Genomic DNA, 20,301 nt, shown 5'->3' on the forward strand with positions numbered 1-20,301 from the left:
CAGGGTGGCGCTATGCGGTGCCACCTGGCGCCACCGTCCCTCCACTCGACGCTTCCGTGTTCTTGCTGGTCAGAGCCTTTTCGGCGCGCGTGTGTCACGTGGTGCTGCCATGCGGCTTGCATGTAGAGCCATTGTGGTGCCATGATGGCGTCATGGACCTCACCCCGTATGTCGACACCCTCCGCCGCGAACTCGCGGTGGCCGCCGAGGCCGGCGGCGACGAAGCCCGCGAGCTGGCAGAGAGGCTCACCGCTCCGCTGGAGTCGGCGACCCGGCTGGCCATGCTCAATGTGCTCTCCGCCGCGACGGCCGAGATCACCCGCGAACTCGCCCCCGGTTCGGTCGACGTACGGCTGCGCGGACTCGACCCCGACTTCGTGGTCACGCCGCCGCCCGCCGACGGCGGTGCTCCCGCGGAAGCGGCCGCGCCCGTCGAGCCGCTCAGGACCCCGGCTCCGGCCGACGGCGACGAGGGCGGCATCGCCCGCGTCAACCTGCGCCTGCCGGCCCACCTCAAGGCCCGCGCCGAGGAGGCCGCGACCCGCGAGGGCCTGTCGGTCAACGCGTGGCTGGTGCGCGCCGTGTCGGCGGCGGTCGACGGCGGCACCCGGCCGCGCACGCCGGAGAAGACCCGGACCATCGGCCAGAGCTTCACGGGCTGGGTGCGCTAGCAGCACCCGCCCGCCCCACTTCACCCCACACCACGTCCCACCAGCAGGGACGTTCCGAAGCCCCAAGAGGACGGGACAGCCATGCCTTCTTTCGACACTCCCGCACCGATCTCGGTCACCGCGCACGTGGACGCCGGTTCCCTCCAGTTCACCGCGGGCGACCGCCCCGGCACCGACGTCGAGGTGCGCCCCCGCGACCCGAAGCGGGACCAGGACGTACGAGCGGCCGACCAGACCGAGGTCGGCTACGCGAACGGCGTCCTGACCATCAGGACGCCCAAGCCCGGTCTGCTCGGCCTCGGCCGCACCGGCACCGTCGACGTGACGGTCGGGCTGCCCGCCGGCTCGCACGTCGACACGACCGGCGCGTGGGTCCAGGTGCTCGGTGAGGGCCGGCTCGGCGAGGTCCGCGTGAAGACCTCGTCCGGTGACGTCCGCCTCGACACGACGGGCTCGCTGAACCTGACCGCGTCGCACGGCTCCATCACCGTGGACCGGGTCGAGGGCGCGGCGGAGATCACCACCAGCTCCGGCAGCCTGCGCGTCGGCCTCGTGGACGGTCCCGCCGTCCTGAAGAACTCGCACGGCACCACGACCGTCGGCGCCGTGACCGGTGAGCTGCGGGTGAGTGGTGCCAACGGCGACATCGAGATCCGGCGCGCCGAGGACTCGGTCACCGCCACCACCGCCCACGGCACCCTGCGCGTCGGTGAAGTGGCCCGCGGGACCGTCCAGCTGGAGACCTCCTACGGCGCCATCGAGGTCGGTGTCCGCGAGGGCACGGCCGCCTGGCTCGACGTCAGCTCGGGCTCCGGTCAGGTGCGCAACACGCTCACCGCCTCCGAGGCCCCGGAGGAGGCCGAGGACACCGTCAAGGTCCGCGCCCGCACCCGGTTCGGCAACATCGACGTCCGCCGCGCCCGGGCCTGAGGCCCCGGTCCGGCCCCGCGAACCCGCCCCTTCGCCCCAGTCGCCCCACTCCTCGAAAGGGAGGGCTCCATGCCTTCGTCTGTCATGTCCACATCCAATTGGGGGCACGGCCCGCAGCCGCCCACCGCCGTCCCCACCGCCGTCTCGACCGTCGGTCTGCGCAAGTCGTACGGTGACAAGGTCGTGCTCGACGGCATCGACCTGCGGATCCCGGCCGGTTCCGTCTTCGCCCTGCTCGGACCGAACGGCGCCGGCAAGACCACCGCCGTGAAGATCCTCTCCACGCTCGTCTCCGCCGACGGCGGACAGTCCCGGGTCGCGGGCCACGACCTCGCCGCCGACCCGCAGGCGGTCCGCGCCGCGATCGGCGTCACCGGGCAGTTCTCCGCCGTCGACGGCCTGATCACCGGTGAGGAGAACATGCTCCTCATGGCGGACCTGCACCACCTGTCCAAGCGCGAGGGGCGGCGGGTCACCGCGGAGTTGCTGGAGCGCTTCGACCTGGTCGACGCCGCGAAGAAGCCCGCCTCCACCTACTCCGGCGGCATGAAGCGCCGCCTCGACATCGCCATGACCCTGGTCGGCAACCCGCGGATCATCTTCCTCGACGAACCGACCACCGGCCTCGACCCGCGCAGCCGCCACAACATGTGGCGGATCATCCGCGAACTCGTCTCCGACGGCGTCACCGTCTTCCTCACCACCCAGTACCTGGAGGAGGCCGACGAGCTCGCCGACCGCATCGCCGTGCTCAACGACGGCAGGATCGCCGCCGAGGGCACCGCCGAGGAGCTCAAGCGGCTGATCCCCGGCGGTCACGTCCGGCTCCGCTTCTCCGACCCGGCCGCGTACCAGGGCGCCGCCTCCGCTCTGCGCGAGGCCACCCGGGACGACGAGGCGCTGGCCCTGCAGATCCCCAGCGACGGCAGCCAGCGCGAGCTGCGCTCCATCCTCGACTGGCTGGACGCGGCCGGTGTCGAGGCCGACGAACTGACCGTCCACACCCCCGACCTCGACGACGTGTTCTTCGCCCTGACCGGCACCAACCCGCAGCCCGGCCGGCCCGGCCGGGCGGGCCCGACCAAGGAGGATGTCCGATGAGCTCCCTCTCCCTCGCCGTGCGCGACTCGTCCACGATGCTCCGGCGCAACCTCCTGCACGCGCGGCGCTATCCGTCCCTGACGCTGAACCTGCTGCTCACGCCGGTCATGCTGCTGCTGCTCTTCGTCTACGTCTTCGGCGACGTGATGAGCGCCGGCATCGGGGGCGGCGGGGCGGACCGGTCCAGGTACCTCGCGTATCTCGTCCCCGGCATCCTGCTGCTGACCATCGGCGGCACCGCGATCGGCACCGCCGTGTCCGTCTCCAACGACATGTCCGAGGGCATCATCGCCCGCTTCCGCACGATGGCGATCCACCGGGGCTCGGTGCTGGTCGGGCACGTCGTCGGCAGCGTGCTGCAGTGTGTGATGAGCGTGGTCCTCGTCGGCGCCGTCGCGGTGGCCATCGGGTTCCGGGCCAGGAACGCCACCGCCCTGGAGTGGATCCTGGCGGTGGGGCTGCTGACGCTCGTCGCCCTGGCGCTGACCTGGATCGCGGTCGGCATGGGCCTGTCCAGCCCGAACGCCGAGGCGGCCAGCAACAACGCCCTGCCGCTGATGGTCCTGCCGCTCCTCTCCAGCGCCTTCGTGCCGCTCGACGCGATGCCGGGCTGGTTCCGGCCGGTCGCCGAGTACCAGCCGTTCACCCCGGCCATCGAGACGCTGCGCGGGCTGCTGCTCGGCACCGGGATCGGCCACAACGGGTGGCTGGCCGTCGGCTGGTGCCTGGGCCTGGTCGTGCTCGGCTCCTTCTGGTCCAGGTCGCTGTTCGACCGCGACCCGAAGTAGCGCCCGACGCAGCGGCGGAAGCAGCGCCCGAAGCAGCGGCGGAAGAGCCGGTCGGCGGCCCGGATGCCGCACCCTCGCGGGCCCGCCACGATCAGGGCGGCGTACTCCGGCACCGTGTCGGCGTACGCCGCCCCGTCGGTGTCGTCGGCCGCCCTCCGGGGCCGCCCCGGCGGGCCTGACGCGCGGGGGTGCGCCGGACGGCCCGGCCGGCCAGGACGTCCGTGCGGCGGCCGTCCTCGATGACGAAGCGGCCGTCGATCAGGACGTGCGGGATACCGGTCGGCAGGGTGCGGGGGGCTTCGAAGGTGGAGCCCGCCGCGACCGTGTCCGGGTCGAAGAGGACCAGGTCGGCGCGGTGGCCCTCGCGGACCCGGCCCCGGTCGGGGAGGCGCAGGCGCGCGGCCGGGCGGGCGGTGAGGTGGGCGACCGCCTCCTCCAGCGACAGGACGCCCAGCTCACGCGCGTACCGCCCCAGGTAGTGGGGGAACGTGCCGTAGGCGCGCGGGTGCGGCTTGCTGCCCTGGAGGATGCCGTCGGAGCCGCCCGTGTGGACGCGGTGGCGCATGATGGCCCGCACGTTCTCCTCGTGGCCGACGTGCTGGAGGATCGTCGTGCCCAGCCGGTCGGCGATCAGCAGGCGCCGGGCGGTGGGCCAGCCGTCGAGACGCCGGCCGGTGAAGCCGGCCAGCCCCGGCTCGCGGACGCCCGAGATCTCGATGGTGTCCCACTCGACGGGTACGCCATGACAGCCGTCCGAGCCGGTCACCTCCAGGTGGTGGCGGATCGACTCGGCCGTCGCGTCGTCCCGGAGCCGGGCCAGGACCGCTTCGGGGCCGCCCTCGCTCGCCCAGCCGGGCAGTATCGCGACGAGCGTGGTGCAGCCGGGGGTGTAGGGGTAGCTGTCGAGCGAGATGTCCGACCCCGCCGCCAGCGCCTCGTCGAGCAGTGCGAGCAGCTCGGGCGCCCTGCCCTCGTTCACCCCGAAGTTCATGGTCGCGTGGGCCAGGTGCAGGGCGCAGCCGGCCTCCCGGGTGAGGGTGACCATCTCCGCGTACGCGTCGAGGGCGCCCGCGCCGTAACTGCGGTGGTGCGGGCAGTAGTAACCGTCGTACGCCGCCACGACCCGGCACAGTTCGGTCAGTTCGGTGTCCCGGGCGTACATCCCGGGCGTATACGTGAGGCCGGACGACATGCCGACCGCGCCCTGCTCCAGGCCCTGTGCCACCAGCTGCTTCATCCGGGTCAACTCGGCGCCGGTCGGCGGGCGGTCCTCCCAGCCCATGACGTACGCGCGGACGGTGCCCTGCGGGACGAGGTAGGCGGCGTTGACCGCGATGCCCCGGCGGTCCAGCCGGTCCAGGTACTCGCCGACGGTCCGCCAGTCGAAGTCGACGCTCGTGTCCCCGGGCGCGCCGCCGTTCCAGCCGCTGATCGCCCGGCGGACCTCGTCGAGGGTGCGGTCGTCGGCCGGCGCGTACGACAGGCCGTCCTGGCCCAGCACTTCGAGCGTGACGCCCTGCGCGGCCTTGGCGCTGTGGTCCGGGTCCCGGAGCAGCGCGAGGTCGCTGTGGGCGTGCATGTCGATGAAGCCGGGGGCGAGGGCCAGCCCGTGCGCGTCCAGGACGCGCCGCCCGGACAGCGCCGGGTCCCCCGCGCGGCGGATCGTGGCGATCCGGCCGCCGGTGACGCCGACGTCGGCGCGGTACGACGGGCCACCGGTGCCGTCGATGACGCGTGCGCCCCGTATGACGAGATCCATGCGGAGACCGCTCCTAGAAGAAGGTGCGGACGAGGTCGACGACCGTGCCGTCCGCCTCGACCAGCGGGATCAACTGCCACTTGTCGAACACCGTGCACGGGTGCGAGAGCCCCATGCCGATCCAGTCGCCCACCTCCAGCCCGGCGTCCGGCGCGGTCTCCAGCCAGGCGTGCTGGTCGGACAGGCGGCTCACCGTGATCCCGTCCGCCGGGCGTACCGATCCGTCCCGCGCGGAGCGGACGACCTGCGCCTCGGGGAGATGGAGGTCGTACGCCGCGTCCCGCTTGCCCGCGTTGACGAACGCCTGCCCGCCCGTGGGCCGGGACACCACCTGGGCCCACAGCCGGAACGCGGGCCTGAGGGCGCCCTCCTCCGGGATCCGGTTGAAGGGCGTGAGGTCGCGGTACTGGCCGTCGTCGTGGGACACGTACGCCCCGGAACGCAGCAGCTTCAGCACCGGGCGGGACAGCGCCGGGAGTTCCGCGAACACCTCGGCGACCGTGTCGAACCAGGCGCTGCCGCCGGCGCTGACCACGATCTCGTCGAGGCCGTCCGCGAACCGGCCCGCCCCGTCGAACGCGACGGCCAGGGCGGTCAGGCGGCGCAGCCAGGCCCGCACCGCGTCGGGCGTCGCGTCCGGCACCTCGCCCTCGTACCCGGCGACGCCGGCCAGGCGGAGCGTGCCGCTGGCGGCGACCGCGTCCGCGACGGCGGCGCAGTCCGCCTCCGTGCGCGCCCCGGTGCGCGCGCCGTCGCCCGCGCCGAGCTCGACGACGACGTCGACGGGGCGGGACGCGGCCGCCCCGGTCAGGGCCTGGTCCATCAGCTCGACGCCGCGCACCGAGTCGACGTAGCAGAGGAAACGGAAGTCCGGGTCCCGGTCCAGCTCGGCGGCCACCCAGCGCAGCGCGGCGGCGTCGACGAGCTCGTTGGCGAGGAAGATCCGCCGGATGCCGAAGGCCCGGTAGACGCGGGCCTGGTGCGGCACGGCCGCCGTGATGCCCCAGGCGCCGTACGCGATCTGCCGGTCGAACAGCTGCGGCGCCATGGAGGTCTTGCCGTGCGGGGCGAAGGCGAGGCCGTGCCGTTCGGCGTAGGTCTCCAGCAGCGCCAGGTTGTGCTCCAGGGCCTCGGCGGAGAGGGCGAGCACGGGGGTGGTGAAACCACCGGTGAAGAGGTTGCGGCGCTGGGCTGCCAGCTCGCCCACGGTGAGGCCCTCGGCGTCCGCGGGGAGCCCCTTGAAGCGGTGGTCGACGCGCTCGGCCCGGAGGTGCTCGGCCTTGAGGTGTTCGGCCGCCATGGCCACCCCTCCCCATCTGTTGCAATATATGCAACGGTCATTGCGTGTGTCGCTCGGTGGTGTCTAACATCCGGCGCAGCGCCGGGTCAACGGATCCGGAGGACCCGGTGAGGAGCCCCCAGCGTGACCGCAACCGACGTCGTCTGTCTCGGCGAGTCCATGGTCACCTTCCTGCCCTCCCGCCCCGGACGCCTCGCCGACGTGCCGTCCTTCACCCGCGCCATCGGAGGGGCGGAGTCCAACGTCGCCTGCGCGCTGGCCGCGGCGGGCCACCGGGTGAAGTGGGTCAGCCGGGTCGGCGCCGACGGCTTCGGCGACCACCTGGTGCGGGCCGTCGCCGCGTACGGGGTCGACACCACCGCCGTACGCCGGGACCCGCACCGCCCGACCGGCGTCTACTTCCGCACGGCCACCGACCGCGCCGACGACCGCCACGAGCTCGTCTACTACCGCGCGGGCTCCGCCGCCTCCGCCATGTCCCCGGACACCGTCCCGTACGAGGACCTCACCGCCACGCACGTCCTGCACCTGACCGGCATCACCGCCGCGCTCTCCGCCGGCTGCCTTGCCCTGGTGCGGGGCCTCACCGCCCGCCGCCCCGGCCGCCCGCTGCTCTCCTTCGACGTCAACCACCGGCCCGGCCTCTGGCGTGGCGCCGACCCCTCGGTGCTGCTGGACCTGGCGCGGGGCGCCGACCTCGTCCTCGTCGGCGACGACGAGGCGGAGGCGGCGTGGGGCCTGCGGGGCGCGGCGGCGCTCCGCGAGGCGCTGCCGGAGCCGTCGGTCCTGGTCGTCAAGCACGGCGGGCGGGGCGCGACGGCGTACGCCCGCGGGGCGGGGCGCCCCCGGGACGGCACCGGCGCCCGGACGGGCGCACACACCGGCACGGGCGCACACACCGGCACGGGCGCCCACACGGGCACGGGCGCACACACCGGCACCGACACCGTCGCCTTCGTGCCCGCCCCCCGGGTGGAGGTGGTCGCCCCCGTCGGCGCCGGGGACGCCTTCGCCGCCGGGTTCCTGTCCGCGACCCTCCGGCGGCTGGACCTCACGCGCCGCCTCCGCCACGGGCACCTCATGGCCGCCGTCGCGCTCACCGTCCCCGGCGACCTCGGGGCCCCGCCCGCCCGCGCGCACGCCGACCGGCTCGCCGCCCTGGACGACGACGCCTGGGGGAGACTGCACCTCGCCCCCGGCTGGACGCGGACCGGGGAGGACCAGGAGGTACGCACGCCATGAGCCAGACCGTCGACCGCGCGCTCAGCATCCTTCCGCTGCTCGCGCGAGGCCCCGCCGACCTCGGACAGGTCGCGGGCTCCCTCGGGGTGCACAAGTCGACCGCCCTGCGGCTGCTGCGCACCCTGCACGAACACGGCCTGGTCTACCGCCAGGAGGATCAGCGCTACCGCCTCGGCGCCCGGCTGTTCGCCCTCGCGCAGGAGGCCGTCGAGAGCCTCGACATCCGCGAGATCGCGCACCCCCACCTCGTACGGCTCAACGAGGAGACCGGGCACACCGTCCACCTCGCCGTGCACGAGGAGAGCGAGGTGCTCTACATCGACAAGGTCGACAGCCGCTACCCCGTCCGCATGTACTCGCGCGTCGGCAGGCCCGTCGCCATCACCGTCGCCGCCGTGGCGAAGCTGCTGCTGGCCGACCTGCCCGAGCCGGAGCGGCGCGCGCTCGCCGCGAAGCTCGACTACCCCATGTACACCCCCCGTTCGGTCCCGGACGCCGCCGCCTTCCTCCGGGAGCTGGCGGCCGTACGCGAGCAGGGCTGGGCCACCGACCTCGGCGGCCACGAGGAGTCGATCAACTGCGTCGCGGCCCCCGTCCGCGGCGCGGACGGCCGGGTCGTCGCCGCCATGTCGGTGTCCGCGCCGAACGTCGTCGTCACCGCCGACGAACTCCTCACCCTCCTGCCCCTGGTGCGCCGCACCGCCGACGCCATCAGCCGGGAGTACTCCGGCACCACACCCGCGAAGGACACCGCATGACCGAGAAGACCGCGATCATCCCCGCCGGCCACACCGCCCCGCCCGCCCGGTTCTCCCACGGCGTGCGCAAGGGGAACATCCTCCAGGTCGCCGGCCAGGTCGGCTTCCTCCCGGCCGTCGAGGGCCGGGCCCCGGTCCCGGCCGGCCCGACCCTGCGCGAGCAGACCCTCCAGACCCTCGCCAACGTCGAGGCGGTCCTCGAGGCAGGCGGCGCGAGCTGGGACGACGTGATGATGCTGCGCGTCTACCTCACCGACACGGCGCACTTCGCCGAGATGAACGAGATCTACGACGAGTACTTCGCGCACCTGACCGTACCCCCCGCCGCCCGCACCACGGTCTACGTCGGGCTCCCCGCCGGCCTGCTCGTCGAGATCGACGCCATGGCGGTGCTGGGCTGATCCCGCGCGCACGAGCTTCCGTGCGCGCGGTGTCCGTCCGCCCGAGGTGCCCGTGCCGCGCCCGAGACGCCGGTGTTCCGAGACGCCGGTATCCCGGGGCGGGGCGGGGCGGGCGGGGCACCCCCGGGCACCGGCGCGCCGCGGCCCCGCGAAGGGCCGCGCCGCGCCGGTCGTCGCCCTTAGGCGCAGTACTGCTGCTCCTTGCCGATGGAGCGGTACATGCAGTCGGCGTTCTCGACCAGTTGCAGCACCGCGTCGCGGTTGCGGCTGGTCTCGCGCTCGATGACCTCGTCGGGCGGGTAGAAGCCGCCGCCGGAGGCGGAACGCGGATACATCTCGAAGGTGTAGCCGAAGATCTTGTGCGCGCCCCACAGGTAGTCGTCGATGGAACCATCGGTGATGTACAGGTCGCTCGACTGCTGGGGCGTGTAGCCGTTGCTCGCGGCCATCTTGCGGCCGACCGCGGCGAAGGCGTCATGGTCGTCCCGGGTCAGGCCGGGGGCGGTGTCGTCGTACGTGTAGCCGTAGGGCCACAGCACCAGTTCGCTGTAGGTGTGGAAGTCGATGCCCGCCTTGATCTGCTGCTTGCCGCCGACGACCCGGGAGCGGACGAAGTCGGCGACGACCTTCACCTCGGGGGCGGACTCGGCGGCGCGGCCCCGGTAGGTGTCGGAGCCGGGCGAGCCGGAGGAGCCGCCGCAGCAGCCCCACTTGTAGTTCCAGTTGCGGTTCATGTCGGTGCCGACGTACGACGAGCCGGAGTTGGGCTGCCGGTTCTTGCGCCAGCTGCGGTAGGAGCCGGAGGCGATGTCGTACTCGCCGCCGTCCGGGTTCAGGTCCGGCACGATCCAGATCTCGCGGCTGTTGACGGCGTTGGTGATACGGGGGTCGGAGCCGTATCCGGCACCGAACTCGCGCAGCAGGTACAGGGCCATCTCGACCGTGAGGTGCTCGCGGGCGTGCTGGTGGTGGGTGAAGAGGATCTCCGGCTCGTTCTCGTCCGCCGCCACGTTGTCGCTGATCTTGATGGCGACGATGTCACGGCCCTGGTACGACTTGCCGATGACGCGGCGGCTCATGATGCCCGGGTACTGCTGGAGCCGCTGGGCGATCTCCGCGTTCATCTCCGCGTAGTTGTGGTAGCGGGCGTCGGCGGAGGGGAAGTCCATGGCGCCGGTGGTCTTGCCGCCGGACCGGTCGGGCGGGGCGGGCAGGGCCTTGAGCGTGTGGCCGAGGGCGCGGAGCTTCCGCGCCTGCCCGGCGTTGGCGCTGACGACGACCGCGTGGGAGTCTGCCTCGTCGATCGAGACGCCGGTGGCGGCGAGGGCGGTCCGTTCGGCGGGGGTGGAGGGGCCGTGGATCTCGTACTGCCGGATGACCTCCTCCACGGTGGCGGCGGGGGTAACCGCCACGTCCGTGGGTGTGGTGGCGGTGGCGGTGAGCGGTGCCGCGACGGCGAGGGCGAGCAGGGCCGTGAGGGTGGCGGACCTTCTGCCACGTATGCGCATGCGCATGCTGTCTCCTGCGGTGGGGGGTACGGGGCGGGTCTCCCCGTGCGAGGCATCGTCCGGCGGTGGCATGACCGCGTCAAGTACCCCTCGGCCGGGTTCGCCACGCGCCGCCCCCTTGCGCGATCACCGCGGGGCGCGCTTTGGTGACGTGACGTCGGGTGAGGGAAGGGCACACACGCATGGCAGACACCGCACGACAGGGCGAGGCCGAGAGCACGGGCGGCCCCCGGCAGCGCAAGGCGAGCTGGCGCTACATCGGGCCCGGCATCGTCGTGGCCGCGACCGGCGTGGGCGCCGGGGACCTCGTCGCCACTCTCATCGCGGGCAGCAAGTTCGGCTACACGCTCCTGTGGGCCGCCGTCGTCGGCTGCCTCGTCAAGATCTCGCTCGCCGAGGCCGCCGGCCGCTGGCACCTGGCCACCGGCCGCACGCTCTTCGACGGCTGGCGCAGCCTCGGCGTCTGGACCACCTTCTACTTCGCCGGATACGTCGCCATCTGGGGCTTCGTGTACGGCGCGGCCGCCATGTCCTCCAGCGCACTGCCCCTCCAGGCGCTCTTCCCGGGCGTCATGGACCTCAAGTGGTGGGCCGTCCTGTGCGGTGTGACCGGGCTGGTCTTCGTCTGGTTCAACCGGTACGCCGTCTTCGAGAAGATCATGACGATCCTCGTCGGTGTCATGTTCGTCGTGACCGTCTACCTCGCCGTCCGTGTCACCCCGAACCTCGGCGAGGCGTTCGCCGGGTTGGCGCCGGTCCTGCCGGACGGGTCGCTGATCTACACCCTCGGTCTGATCGGCGGCGTCGGCGGCACCATCACGCTGGCCGCGTACGGCTACTGGGTCAACGCCAAGGGCTGGACGGACACCTCCTGGATGAAGGTGATGCGCCTGGACAACCGCGTCGCCTACATCACCACCGGGATCTTCGTCGTCGCCATGCTCTTCGTCGGTGCCGAGCTGCTCCACTCCTCCGGTCTCGCGCTCGCCAAGGGCGACAAGGGGCTCCTGGACCTCGGCGGGATCCTGGAGGACCAGTACGGCGCGGCCACGGCGAAACTGTTCCTCATCGGCTTCTTCGCCGCCTCCATCACCTCCCTCATCGGCGTCTGGCACGGCGTGAGCCTGATGTTCGCCGACTTCGTGACCCGCTTCGGCAAGCGCGGCGCCACCACGGGCGCGGAGGTCGCCGCCGGCGCCCGCGAGAAGTCGCTGCCCTTCCGGGCCTACCTGCTGTGGCTGACGTTCCCGCCCATGTCCCTGCTCTTCCTGGACCAGCCGTTCGGGCTGGTCATCGTCTACGGGGTGATCGGCGCCTTCTTCATGCCGTTCCTCGCCCTCACCCTGGTCTGGCTCCTCAACTCCTCCCGCACCCCGCGCGAATGGCGCAACGGCTGGCTGAGCAACGGCGTCCTGGGCACCGCCGGGGTGCTGTTCCTGGTGCTGTGCGTCCAGCAGGTGCGCGAGCTGCCCTGGTAGGGGCCCGGTGGGCGGGGAGCGCGACGGCGCGATGCGCCCCGGCCCCGTACGGCCAGGTGCTCATGGTGGCCGTCGCCCATCCCGGCGGCATGCTGTACGAGTGCCGGGCCGGCGCACGCCGCGGGGCCCGGCTCCACCAGTGGCCGGCGGAACCGGGCCCCGTACCGCGTCACTACCTCGCCAACCGGACCTGAGCGCTACGGCAGGTTGTGGACGTGCGGTCCGACCGCGTCGGACCAGGCGTTGCCGGCCGTGGCGTCCCAGTTCGTGGACCAGGTCATCGCCCCGCGCAGCGCCGGGTAGGTCTTCGACGGCTTGAACGAGCCGCAGCCGGTGCCGCGCGTCAGGCAGTCCAGCGCGTTCTTCACGATGCGCGGGTCGACGTAGCCGCTGCCCGCGCCGCGCGTCGAGGCGGGGACGCCGAGGCCGACCTGGGAGGCGTCCAGGCCGCCCTCCAGCTGGATGCAGGCGAGCGCCGTCAGGAAGTCCACGGACCCCTGGGAGTACACCTTGCCGTCACAGCCCAGCATCGAACCGCTGTTGTAGTACTGCATGTTGACCACCGTGAGGATGTCCTTCACGGCCAGGGCCGTCTTGAAGTACTCCGTCCCGGTGTTCTGCATGTCGATGGTCTGCGGTGCCATCGTCAGCACCATCCCCGGCCCCGCCTTCGCCGACAGCTGGCGCAGCGCCTTCGTCAGGTACGTGGAGTTGATGCCGTGCTCCAGGTCGATGTCGACGCCGCTGAAGCCGTACTCCCGCATCAGGGCGTACGCGCTGTCCGCGAAGGCCGTCGCCGAGGCGTCACTGTTGATGGTGACGTTGCCCTTCTCGCCGCCCACCGAGATGATCACCGACTTGCCGGCCGCCTTCTTGGCCGCGATGTCGGCCTTGAAGTCGGCGACCGAGGCGTAGCCGACGGCCGGGTCGAGGTTGAAGACGATCTGGCCCGGCGTGGCGGTCGAGTCGGCGAACGACACGGCGATGATGTCGTACTGCGCCTGCACGTCCCGCAGCTTCTGCACGGTGGCGCCGTTGTCGAAGTTCTGCCAGTAGCCGGTCACCGCGTGGCGCGGCACCACGGGGTGGGGGCTGGGCCCGGTGGTCGAGGTGCGGGCGGTGACCGCCGTCGACTTCGCCGACTCACCGGCCGCGTTCGTGGCGCTGACCTGGAAGCTGTACGAGGTGTTCGCGGCCAGCCCGGTCACGGTCGCCGACGTCCCGGTCACCGACTGGACCCTGGCGCCGTCCCGGTAGATGTGGTAGCCGGTCGCGCCGGAGACGGGGTTCCAGCCGAGGGCGACGGAGGACGAGGTCACCGCGCCGGCGGTGAGCCCGGCGGGCGTGGCGGGCACCACCGGGTCGGGGTCGCCGCCCCCGCCCCCGTCGGGTCCGAAGACCGAGACGTCGTCCGCGTAGTAGGCGGCCTGCCCGTACCAGCCGTGCGTGTGGACGGTCACGGACGTGGTGGCCGCGCCGGTCGTGAAGCGGGTGGTCAGCTGCTTCCAGTCGGCCGAGTCCGGCGTCCACGTCGAGACGTCCGTCGTCCCGGTGCCGCTCGCGCCGAGGTACGCGTACCCGCCCCGCACCCAGGCGCTCAGGGTGTACGTCGAGTTGGGCCTCACCGCCACGGTCTGCGCGCACCGGGCGTTGTCCTGCCCGCCGGGGGTGGCCTTGAGCGCGGCGGCACCGCTGCGGACGGGCGAGGAGACCGTGGCCCCGCTCCCCGCCGAGCAGGTCCAGTTGGCGAGGCCGGATTCGAAGCCGGCGTTCTTGGCGACGTTGACGTCGGCGGCGTGCGCGGTGCCGGCCGCCGCGCCGGTCAGGGCGAGCCCGGCGCTCACGGCCAGCGCCAGGCCTCCTCCGAGCCATCGGCCGTGACGTATGTGCGCGGATCTGCGGTGTGAGGGGTCCACGTGCTGCCTCCGGTGGGGAGTCGGGGGAGGTGCTGGGGAACGGTGGCCACCGCCGTTTCCGTAAAACTGGTCCAGACCAATCGTCTTGTCAAGACCTCCGGAAAGAAACAGGAGTTAACCACTGACGCCTTCGTCCTGATTGGTCACCCACGGGCCGTCCACGCGGTGCGACCGAGCGATCCGAAAGCTGTTCTCTGCCCCCTGAGACGTGGCTAAAGTGCGGGTGGGCAGGAGTGAGCGTGGAGGAGCAGGCAGAGCAGGTGTCTGCGGTTCGCCGGAATCCCGGCGGCCGGAGCTGAACGGGGAACAGCGTGCCGACCGCAATTGCCGTCACCAGCGCCGATCTGGTGCTGCCGCCGACCGACCACCAGACCCCCACCGCGGCGCTGCTGCCTTCACCCGACGCACAGCCGCTGGACGCCGCCGTCGCCGACATGCAGGTCATGGTCGAGCAGCACGGTTACGTGGTCGCCCTCTACCCCGCCTCCCTCCCGGCCCGTCACGAACGCCGCCTGCACACCGTCCGGGCCGTGCTGGAGACCGACCGTGTCGCGCTGCTGAGACTGGACCTCCCCCCGCTCGGCGTCGCCGTCCTCGTACGTCAGCTGCGCCAGTTGTCCGTCTGCGACTTCAGCGCCGGCGTCATCGCCTCGGCCGCCCGCCTGCTCTCCCACTACATCTACGCCGGAGCGCTGCTGAACACGGTCGCCCGGCTCGACCGCGTGCCCGTGAGCCTCCGGTCGCACGCCAAGTCATGGGTCCCCGGCTCACAGTTCGGGGTGCTGGCCAACCCGGCGCCCCAGCTGATCCGGGTGGGCACCGGCGAGCAGCTGGCCGGGCCCGAGTTCGGTACGCACCTGATGCTGGCGCGGGGTCAGTCGGCTTCCGAGTGGGTGACGGAATCCCTCGCCCCCGCCTGGCGGGTGGGGGGAATCGCGGAGAGCGCGCTGCCGGGCGAATCACCGAAATGGTGGGGTACCGCGAAACTCGTCGAATTCGCCGCCTTCCTCCCCGACCTCTCGGTGCTCTACCAACTCGTCGCATCCGTGAGGCGGGAGATCTGTTCCTGGTGCGGGACGGACCTCATAGGAGACCGGTGCGGATTCTGCTCGGCCCCGCTCGTGCCGCCCGGGCTCGGTCAGGGCACGGCATGACGCCCCCGCCGCACGCCCGCCTGTCACGCCGGTCACGCCCGTCACGCCAACGTCTTCGCCCACGTCTCCTCACGAGGTCGCCCCGCCCATGAATTCACGTCAGCGTCGCGGTGTCATTCTCCTGCTCCTTTCCCTCCTGTGCGCCCTCGGCGCGTTCGCCGGCGTGGTCACGGTGATCAGCGACGTGAATTCCAAGGTCGGTCCGGAAGTCGACGCGTACGAACTCAAAGCCGACGTGGCGGCCTACACGGCACTCCAGCCCGGCCAGTTCCGGAAGATAACGATGCCCGAACGCTGGCTCTCCGCGAACGCCGTCACCGACCTGTCGGTCGTCAAGGACAGGATCGCCGTCACCGACCTCAAGAAGGGCTCGCTGCTCCAGGAGGACATGATCGCCCGACGGCCCGCGCTGGAGAGCGGCCAGCAGGAGATCGCCATCATGATCGACGCCGCCACCGGCGTCGCCGGGAAGATCACGGCCGGCTCCCTGGTGAACATCTTCGCCACCTTCGACGACGACGACCGCGGGAAGAACGCCGTCGCCGAGTCCCGGATCATCGTCGCCAACGCCCGCGTCCTGGACGTCGGCAAGCTCACCCCGCTCGACGGCAAGCGCGACGACAACCGGGGCATCGGCATCCGGGAAGCCGTACCGATCACCTTCGCGCTCAGCACCACCGACGCCCAGCGCGTGGCGTACGCCGAGTCGTTCGCCCAGCACGTACGGCTGGCGCTGCTGCCCCGGAACAGCCCCACCGTCCTGCGGCCCGGCGAGGGCAGCTACACGCTCGACGAAGACAGGAACAAGTGAGGGCCGGATGACCACACGCATCCTCCCGGCCGTCGGCGACGCCGACGCCGCCCGCTCCATCACCACCCTCCTCGGCCAGCTCCCGGACGCCGAACCGGCCGGGCCCGTCGGCGACTCCACCTCACTGATCGACACCCTCGCCCGGCTCGCCGCCGAGTCCCTGGACGAACTGCCCGAAGTGGTGCTGGTCCACGAGCGGATCGGACCCGTCCCGGCCCTCGACCTCATCCGGGAGGTGGCCCTCCGCTTCCCCGCGGTCGGGGTCGTCCTCGTCACCGCCGACGCGGGCCCCGGCCTCTACTCGGCCGCCATGGACTCCGGAGCCCGCGGCCTGGTCGGCATGCCCCTGTCGTACGAGGAGCTCGCCCAGCGCGTCCAGTCGGCCGCCGCCTGGTCCACGGGCGTACGGCGCCACCTCGGACAGGGCGGTGACGCCCTCGCCGGGCCGGGCGGCCGGGTCGTCGCCGTCAGCGGCGCCAAGGGCGGGGTCGGCACCACCGTCACCTCGGTGCAGCTCGCCCTCGCCGCCCGGGCGTCCGGGCTGAGCGTCGCGCTCGCGGACCTGGACCTCCAGTCCGGGGACGTCGCCTCCTACCTGGATGTGCAGTTCCGGCGGTCCATCGTGGACCTCGCGGCCATCCAGGACATATCCCCCCGCGTGCTCCAGGACGCCCTGTACGCCCACCCGTCCGGCATCGCCCTGCTGCTGGCACCGGGGGAGGGGGAGCGCGGCGAGGACGTCACCGACCGGTCGGTGCGCCAGATCGTCAGCGCCCTGCGCAACCGCTACGAGGTCGTCGTCATCGACTGCGGTACGCACCTGAACGGCGCCAACGCCGCCGCCATCGAGATGGCCGACACCACGCTGCTCCTGGTCACGCCGGACGTGGTGGCGGTGCGCGCCGCCAAGCGGATGGTCAGGCTCTGGGACCGGCTCCAGATCCGCAAGGCCGAGGAGACCATGACGGTGGTCAACCGGCACATCCGGAACTCCGAGATCCAGCCGCCGCTCGTCGAGAGGATCACCGGCACGCGCGCCGCGAGGACCTCCGTACCCGCCAATTCCAAGGAGCTCCAGTCGGTCGTCGACGCCGGCCGGATGCAGGACCTGGAGGCCAAGTCCTCCGTCAAGCAGGCGCTGTGGGCACTCGCGGCCGAACTGGGGATCGTGAAGGCCCCGGAAGGGGAAGTCAGGCAGGGGAGGCTCCGCGGCGACCGGGGCTCGGTGGGCCTCCGGCGGGCACGCGGAAAGTAGGACCGAGGGCCGAGGGGGCGGAATGCGTCATGAGACGCCGTTACGGAAATGACCGAGGACAGGTCGCGGTCGAGTTCACCGGGATGGTCCCGGTCGTGCTCGGCACGATCGTCCTGCTCTGGCAGACCGCCCTCGTCGGCTACGCCTGGTCGCTGGCGGGCAACGCGGCGGACGAGGCGGCGCGGGCGGGCACGGTGGGCGGGGCCGGCGCGTGCGCGGCGGCGGCGCGCGGAAGCGTGTCGGGGGCGTGGACGGTGACGGCGGACTGCGGTGGGGGCGGCGACCTGTACACCGCCTCGGTGGAGGTGAACGTCCCCGTGCTGTTCCCCGGCTTCGACGTCCCGGTGCCCGTGCGGGGCACGGCCGCCGTGGCGAGGGAGGGCGACGGATGACGGCGTACGCGTGGCGGAGGCGCCGCCGTGGCGAGGCCGGCCAGTCGGCCGTCGAGTTCGTCGGCTGGGTCACCGTCCTGCTGACCGCCGCCCTGGCGGCCGTCCAGCTCGGGTTCGTGGCGTACGCGGTGCAGCAGGCGGGCACGGCGTCGAGGGCGGCGGCGCGCGTGGCGTCGCAGGGCGGCGACGGCTCGTCCGCCGGCTACGGCGCCATGAGTTCGTGGCTGGCCGACGGCGCGAGCATCACTGTTCCGCCCGGCGCGGGAAGCGACCAGGTCACCGCCACCGCGACCGTCCCCATCCCCTCCGTCATCCCGCTCTTCAGCTTCCCGAGCGCGCAGCGGACCACGACCATGCCCGTCACCACGCCCGCCAACGACTGAGGGAGACGAGAACGACATGAGCTTGCGGGCGCGCATCAGCAGTCCCGAGCCGGTCAACGGCAAGGGCGAGGACAACCACCTCGTCGGCGTCTACCGCGTCAAGCTCCTGGAGGAGATCGACCTCGCGGAGATGTCCGCCCTGGCGGCCGCCGAACGCCGCGCCCGCCTGGAGCGGGTGCTCGGCCACATCATCAGCCGCGAGGGCCCCGTCCTGTCCTCCACCGAGCGCTCGCAGCTCATCCGCCGCGTCGTCGACGAGGCCCTCGGGCTCGGCATCCTCGAACCGCTCCTCGAAGACGCCTCCATCAGCGAGATCATGGTCAACGGCCCGGAGCAGGTCTTCGTCGAACGGCGGGGCCGCCTGGAGCAGCTGCCGATGCGGTTCTCGTCGAACGAGCAGCTCATGCAGACCATCGAGCGCATCGTCTCCACCGTCAACCGCCGTGTCGACGAGTCCAACCCGATGGTCGACGCCCGCCTGCCCTCCGGCGAACGCGTCAACGTCATCATCCCGCCCCTGTCCCTCTCCGGGCCCATCCTCACCATCCGCCGCTTCCCACGCGCCTTCACACTTCAGGAGATGGTCGCCCTCGGCTCGCTCGACGAGCACATGGTGATGCTGCTCGCCGGGCTCGTACGCGCCAGGTTCAACGTGATCGTCTCCGGCGCCACGGGCACGGGCAAGACCACCCTGCTCAACGCACTGTCCGGCCTCGTCCCCGAGGGCGAGCGCATCGTCACCATCGAGGACTCCGCCGAACTCCAGCTCCAGCAGTCCCACGTCATCACCCTCGAAGCGCGGCCACCCAACGTCGAGGGCAAGGGCCGCGTCACCATCCGCGACCTCGTACGCAACTCCCTGCGCATGCGCCCCGACCGCATCATCGTCGGCGAGGTCCGCGGCGGCGAGACGCTCGACATGCTCCAGGCGATGTCCACCGGCCACGACGGCTCCCTCGCCACCGTGCACGCCAACAGCGCCGAGGACGCCCTGATGCGCCTGCAGACCCTGGGGTCGATGTCGGAGGTGGAGGTCCCGTTCGCCGCGATCAAGGACCAGATCAACAGCGCGGTCGACGTCATCGTCCAGCTCACCCGGCACGCCGACGGCGCCCGCAGGATCACCGAGATCGCGGTCGTCGACTCGCACGGCCGGGAGGAGTACCGGATCGTGACCGTCTGCCGGTTCGCCGCGCAGCCGATGGCCGCCGACGGAAGGACCCACGGCCACTTCGAGTACTACCCGCTGCCGCGCCGGGTCGCCGAACGCCTCTACATGAAGAGCGAAGCCATACCGGCGGCGTTCGGCGTGGCCCACACCGACGAACAGCTCGCCCTCCGCCGCGCCACCACCGCCTGACCGCCCCCGACCGTCCCGACCGCCCCGGCCGCCGGCCCCGACCGCCCCGTCGGTGCAGCACCCGACCACCCGCCCCGCTCCGTTCCGACCGCCCCGACCGCCCCGCCCGGACCCTGACTGGACCCGCCACCATGGACAACGTCCCCCTCCTGACGCTCGGTGTCACGCTCCTCGCCTGCGTGCTGGGCGTCGTCGGCGTGCACGTCTACGCGTCCGGCAAGGCGCAGCGCCAGGCGCTCGTGGCCCGTATGACCCAGACGGGACACACCACCCACCAGGGCCGGCGCCGCCGCTTCGTACGCGTCGACCGCCGCCTGCGGGCGACGCGCCCCGGCCGCCGCCTCGAACGCAGGATCGCCGCCACCGGCCTGGACCTCACGCCCGGCGAGTACGCCGTGTACGCGGTGGTCGCCCTGCTCGGGGTCCACTTCACCATCGGTGCCGTCTTCGCCCCGTTCTTCGGCGTGCTCGGCGCCCTGGCCGGGCTGTGGGGCGCCGCCGCCTTCCTCAACTGGCAGCGCCAGAAACGCACCGAGGCGTTCATCGGCCAGCTCCCCGAGCTCACCCGTGTCCTCGCCAACGCCACCCAGGCCGGCCTCGCCCTCCGTACCGCCATCGCCATGGCGGCCGAGGAACTCGACGACCCGGCCGGCGAGGAGCTCCGCAAGGTCGCCGACCAGCTCGCCGTCGGCCACAGCCTCGACGACGCGCTCGGCGACCTCGCCGACCGCCTGCCGTCCCGCGAACTCGTCGTCCTCGTCTCCACACTGGTGCTGTCCAACCGGGCCGGCGGCCAGGTCGTCACCTCACTGCGCAACCTCACCAGCACCCTGGAGGAACGCAAGGAGACCCGGCGCGAGGTCACCACCCTGCTCTCCCAGGTCAAGGTCACCGCCTTCGCCCTGCCCCTCCTCGGGCTGGGCTTCCTGCTGATGATCAACGGCATGGCCCCGGGCGCCCTGGACAAGATGACCGGCTCCGCCGCCGGGCAGATCGGCTCCGTCCTCGCCTTCGGCCTGTACGCCGTCGGCTTCGTCCTCATCCGCCGCCTCTCCCGCATCCGGGTCTGACCGCACACGAAAGGAGGGGAGGAG

19 protein-coding genes are annotated in these 20,301 nt (G+C 72.4%); 15 read left to right on the plus strand and 4 right to left on the minus strand.

Going from position 1 to position 20,301, the window contains the following annotated elements:
- Positions 1–152: 152 nt before the first annotated feature.
- From ABD347_RS04185 to ABD347_RS04200, 4 genes are all read left to right on the plus strand, one after another.
- Positions 153–671: a toxin-antitoxin system HicB family antitoxin gene (locus ABD347_RS04185; protein WP_344356452.1), complete on the plus strand. Its 519-nt coding sequence runs from the start codon at positions 153–155 to the stop codon at positions 669–671.
- A gap of 81 nt (positions 672–752) precedes the next feature.
- The gene (locus tag ABD347_RS04190) at positions 753–1,601 is read left to right on the plus strand and encodes a DUF4097 family beta strand repeat-containing protein (RefSeq protein WP_344356453.1); all 849 of its coding nucleotides are present in this window, start codon (positions 753–755) and stop codon (positions 1,599–1,601) included.
- A gap of 84 nt (positions 1,602–1,685) precedes the next feature.
- Positions 1,686–2,702 (plus strand): ATP-binding cassette domain-containing protein, encoded by a 1,017-nt coding sequence (locus tag ABD347_RS04195; RefSeq protein ID WP_344356455.1) that lies wholly within the window; start codon positions 1,686–1,688, stop codon positions 2,700–2,702.
- Entirely contained in the window at positions 2,699–3,490 is a 792-nt protein-coding gene (locus tag ABD347_RS04200) for an ABC transporter permease (RefSeq protein ID WP_344356457.1), read from the plus strand. The genes ABD347_RS04195 and ABD347_RS04200 overlap by 4 nt, the downstream gene beginning before the upstream one ends.
- 91 nt (positions 3,491–3,581) lie before the next feature.
- Here ABD347_RS04200 and ABD347_RS04205 read toward each other — a convergent pair whose 3' ends face one another.
- Both ABD347_RS04205 and ABD347_RS04210 read right to left on the minus strand, forming a co-directional pair.
- Positions 3,582–5,249 (minus strand): N-acyl-D-amino-acid deacylase family protein, encoded by a 1,668-nt coding sequence (locus ABD347_RS04205; RefSeq protein WP_344356459.1) that lies wholly within the window; start codon positions 5,247–5,249, stop codon positions 3,582–3,584.
- Between the two features lie 13 nt (positions 5,250–5,262).
- On the minus strand, positions 5,263–6,549 hold the full coding sequence (locus tag ABD347_RS04210) for an alanine racemase (protein ID WP_344356461.1): 1,287 nt from the start codon (positions 6,547–6,549) through the stop codon (positions 5,263–5,265).
- 123 nt (positions 6,550–6,672) lie between these two features.
- On the opposite strand from ABD347_RS04210, the gene ABD347_RS04215 reads away from it, so the two are divergent.
- Genes ABD347_RS04215 through ABD347_RS04225 form a run of 3 tightly spaced genes read left to right on the plus strand, consistent with a single transcriptional unit; the run spans position 6,673 to position 8,950 of the window.
- Positions 6,673–7,791, plus strand: a complete 1,119-nt coding sequence (locus tag ABD347_RS04215; RefSeq protein WP_344356463.1) for a sugar kinase — start codon at positions 6,673–6,675, stop codon at positions 7,789–7,791.
- The gene (locus ABD347_RS04220; RefSeq protein WP_344356465.1) at positions 7,788–8,549 is read left to right on the plus strand and encodes an IclR family transcriptional regulator; all 762 of its coding nucleotides are present in this window, start codon (positions 7,788–7,790) and stop codon (positions 8,547–8,549) included. The genes ABD347_RS04215 and ABD347_RS04220 overlap by 4 nt, the downstream gene beginning before the upstream one ends.
- Positions 8,546–8,950, plus strand: a complete 405-nt coding sequence (locus tag ABD347_RS04225; protein ID WP_344356467.1) for a RidA family protein — start codon at positions 8,546–8,548, stop codon at positions 8,948–8,950. The genes ABD347_RS04220 and ABD347_RS04225 overlap by 4 nt, the downstream gene beginning before the upstream one ends.
- A 179-nt stretch (positions 8,951–9,129) precedes the next feature.
- Here the strand turns inward: ABD347_RS04225 and ABD347_RS04230 are convergent, their stop codons facing one another.
- Positions 9,130–10,464, minus strand: a complete 1,335-nt coding sequence (locus ABD347_RS04230; RefSeq protein ID WP_344356469.1) for a M14 family metallopeptidase — start codon at positions 10,462–10,464, stop codon at positions 9,130–9,132.
- 176 nt (positions 10,465–10,640) lie between these two features.
- Between ABD347_RS04230 and ABD347_RS04235 the strand changes: the two genes are divergently transcribed.
- On the plus strand, positions 10,641–11,936 hold the full coding sequence (locus ABD347_RS04235) for an Nramp family divalent metal transporter (RefSeq protein WP_344356471.1): 1,296 nt from the start codon (positions 10,641–10,643) through the stop codon (positions 11,934–11,936).
- A gap of 197 nt (positions 11,937–12,133) precedes the next feature.
- On the opposite strand, the gene ABD347_RS04240 is transcribed toward ABD347_RS04235, so the two are convergent.
- Entirely contained in the window at positions 12,134–13,852 is a 1,719-nt protein-coding gene (locus ABD347_RS04240) for a chitinase (protein WP_425575573.1), read from the minus strand.
- Positions 13,853–14,163: 311 nt separating this feature from the next.
- Between ABD347_RS04240 and ABD347_RS04245 the strand changes: the two genes are divergently transcribed.
- The 7 genes from ABD347_RS04245 to ABD347_RS04275 all read left to right on the plus strand — a co-directional run bounded on the left by ABD347_RS04245 (position 14,164) and on the right by ABD347_RS04275 (position 20,277).
- Entirely contained in the window at positions 14,164–15,006 is an 843-nt protein-coding gene (locus tag ABD347_RS04245) for a hypothetical protein (RefSeq protein ID WP_344356473.1), read from the plus strand.
- A gap of 88 nt (positions 15,007–15,094) precedes the next feature.
- Positions 15,095–15,817 (plus strand): Flp pilus assembly protein CpaB, encoded by a 723-nt coding sequence (gene cpaB / locus ABD347_RS04250; protein ID WP_344356475.1) that lies wholly within the window; start codon positions 15,095–15,097, stop codon positions 15,815–15,817.
- Between the two features lie 7 nt (positions 15,818–15,824).
- Positions 15,825–17,072 carry a CpaE/TadZ family protein gene (locus ABD347_RS04255; protein WP_344356477.1) on the plus strand — a complete coding sequence of 416 codons (1,248 nt, stop codon included), beginning with the start codon at positions 15,825–15,827 and terminating at the stop codon, positions 17,070–17,072.
- A 29-nt stretch (positions 17,073–17,101) separates the two neighbouring features.
- The gene (locus ABD347_RS04260; RefSeq protein ID WP_344356479.1) at positions 17,102–17,464 is read left to right on the plus strand and encodes a TadE family protein; all 363 of its coding nucleotides are present in this window, start codon (positions 17,102–17,104) and stop codon (positions 17,462–17,464) included.
- Positions 17,461–17,847, plus strand: coding sequence for a TadE family protein (locus tag ABD347_RS04265; protein WP_344356481.1), 387 nt, complete (start codon positions 17,461–17,463; stop codon positions 17,845–17,847). The genes ABD347_RS04260 and ABD347_RS04265 overlap by 4 nt, the downstream gene beginning before the upstream one ends.
- 16 nt (positions 17,848–17,863) lie before the next feature.
- Positions 17,864–19,207, plus strand: coding sequence for a TadA family conjugal transfer-associated ATPase (locus ABD347_RS04270; RefSeq protein ID WP_344356483.1), 1,344 nt, complete (start codon positions 17,864–17,866; stop codon positions 19,205–19,207).
- A 131-nt stretch (positions 19,208–19,338) separates the two neighbouring features.
- Positions 19,339–20,277 (plus strand): type II secretion system F family protein, encoded by a 939-nt coding sequence (locus ABD347_RS04275; RefSeq protein WP_344356485.1) that lies wholly within the window; start codon positions 19,339–19,341, stop codon positions 20,275–20,277.
- Positions 20,278–20,301 lie beyond the last annotated feature (24 nt).

The sequence above is a fragment of the Streptomyces gobitricini genome (genome assembly GCF_039532985.1).
In the GTDB taxonomy this organism is placed as follows: domain Bacteria; phylum Actinomycetota; class Actinomycetes; order Streptomycetales; family Streptomycetaceae; genus Streptomyces; species Streptomyces gobitricini.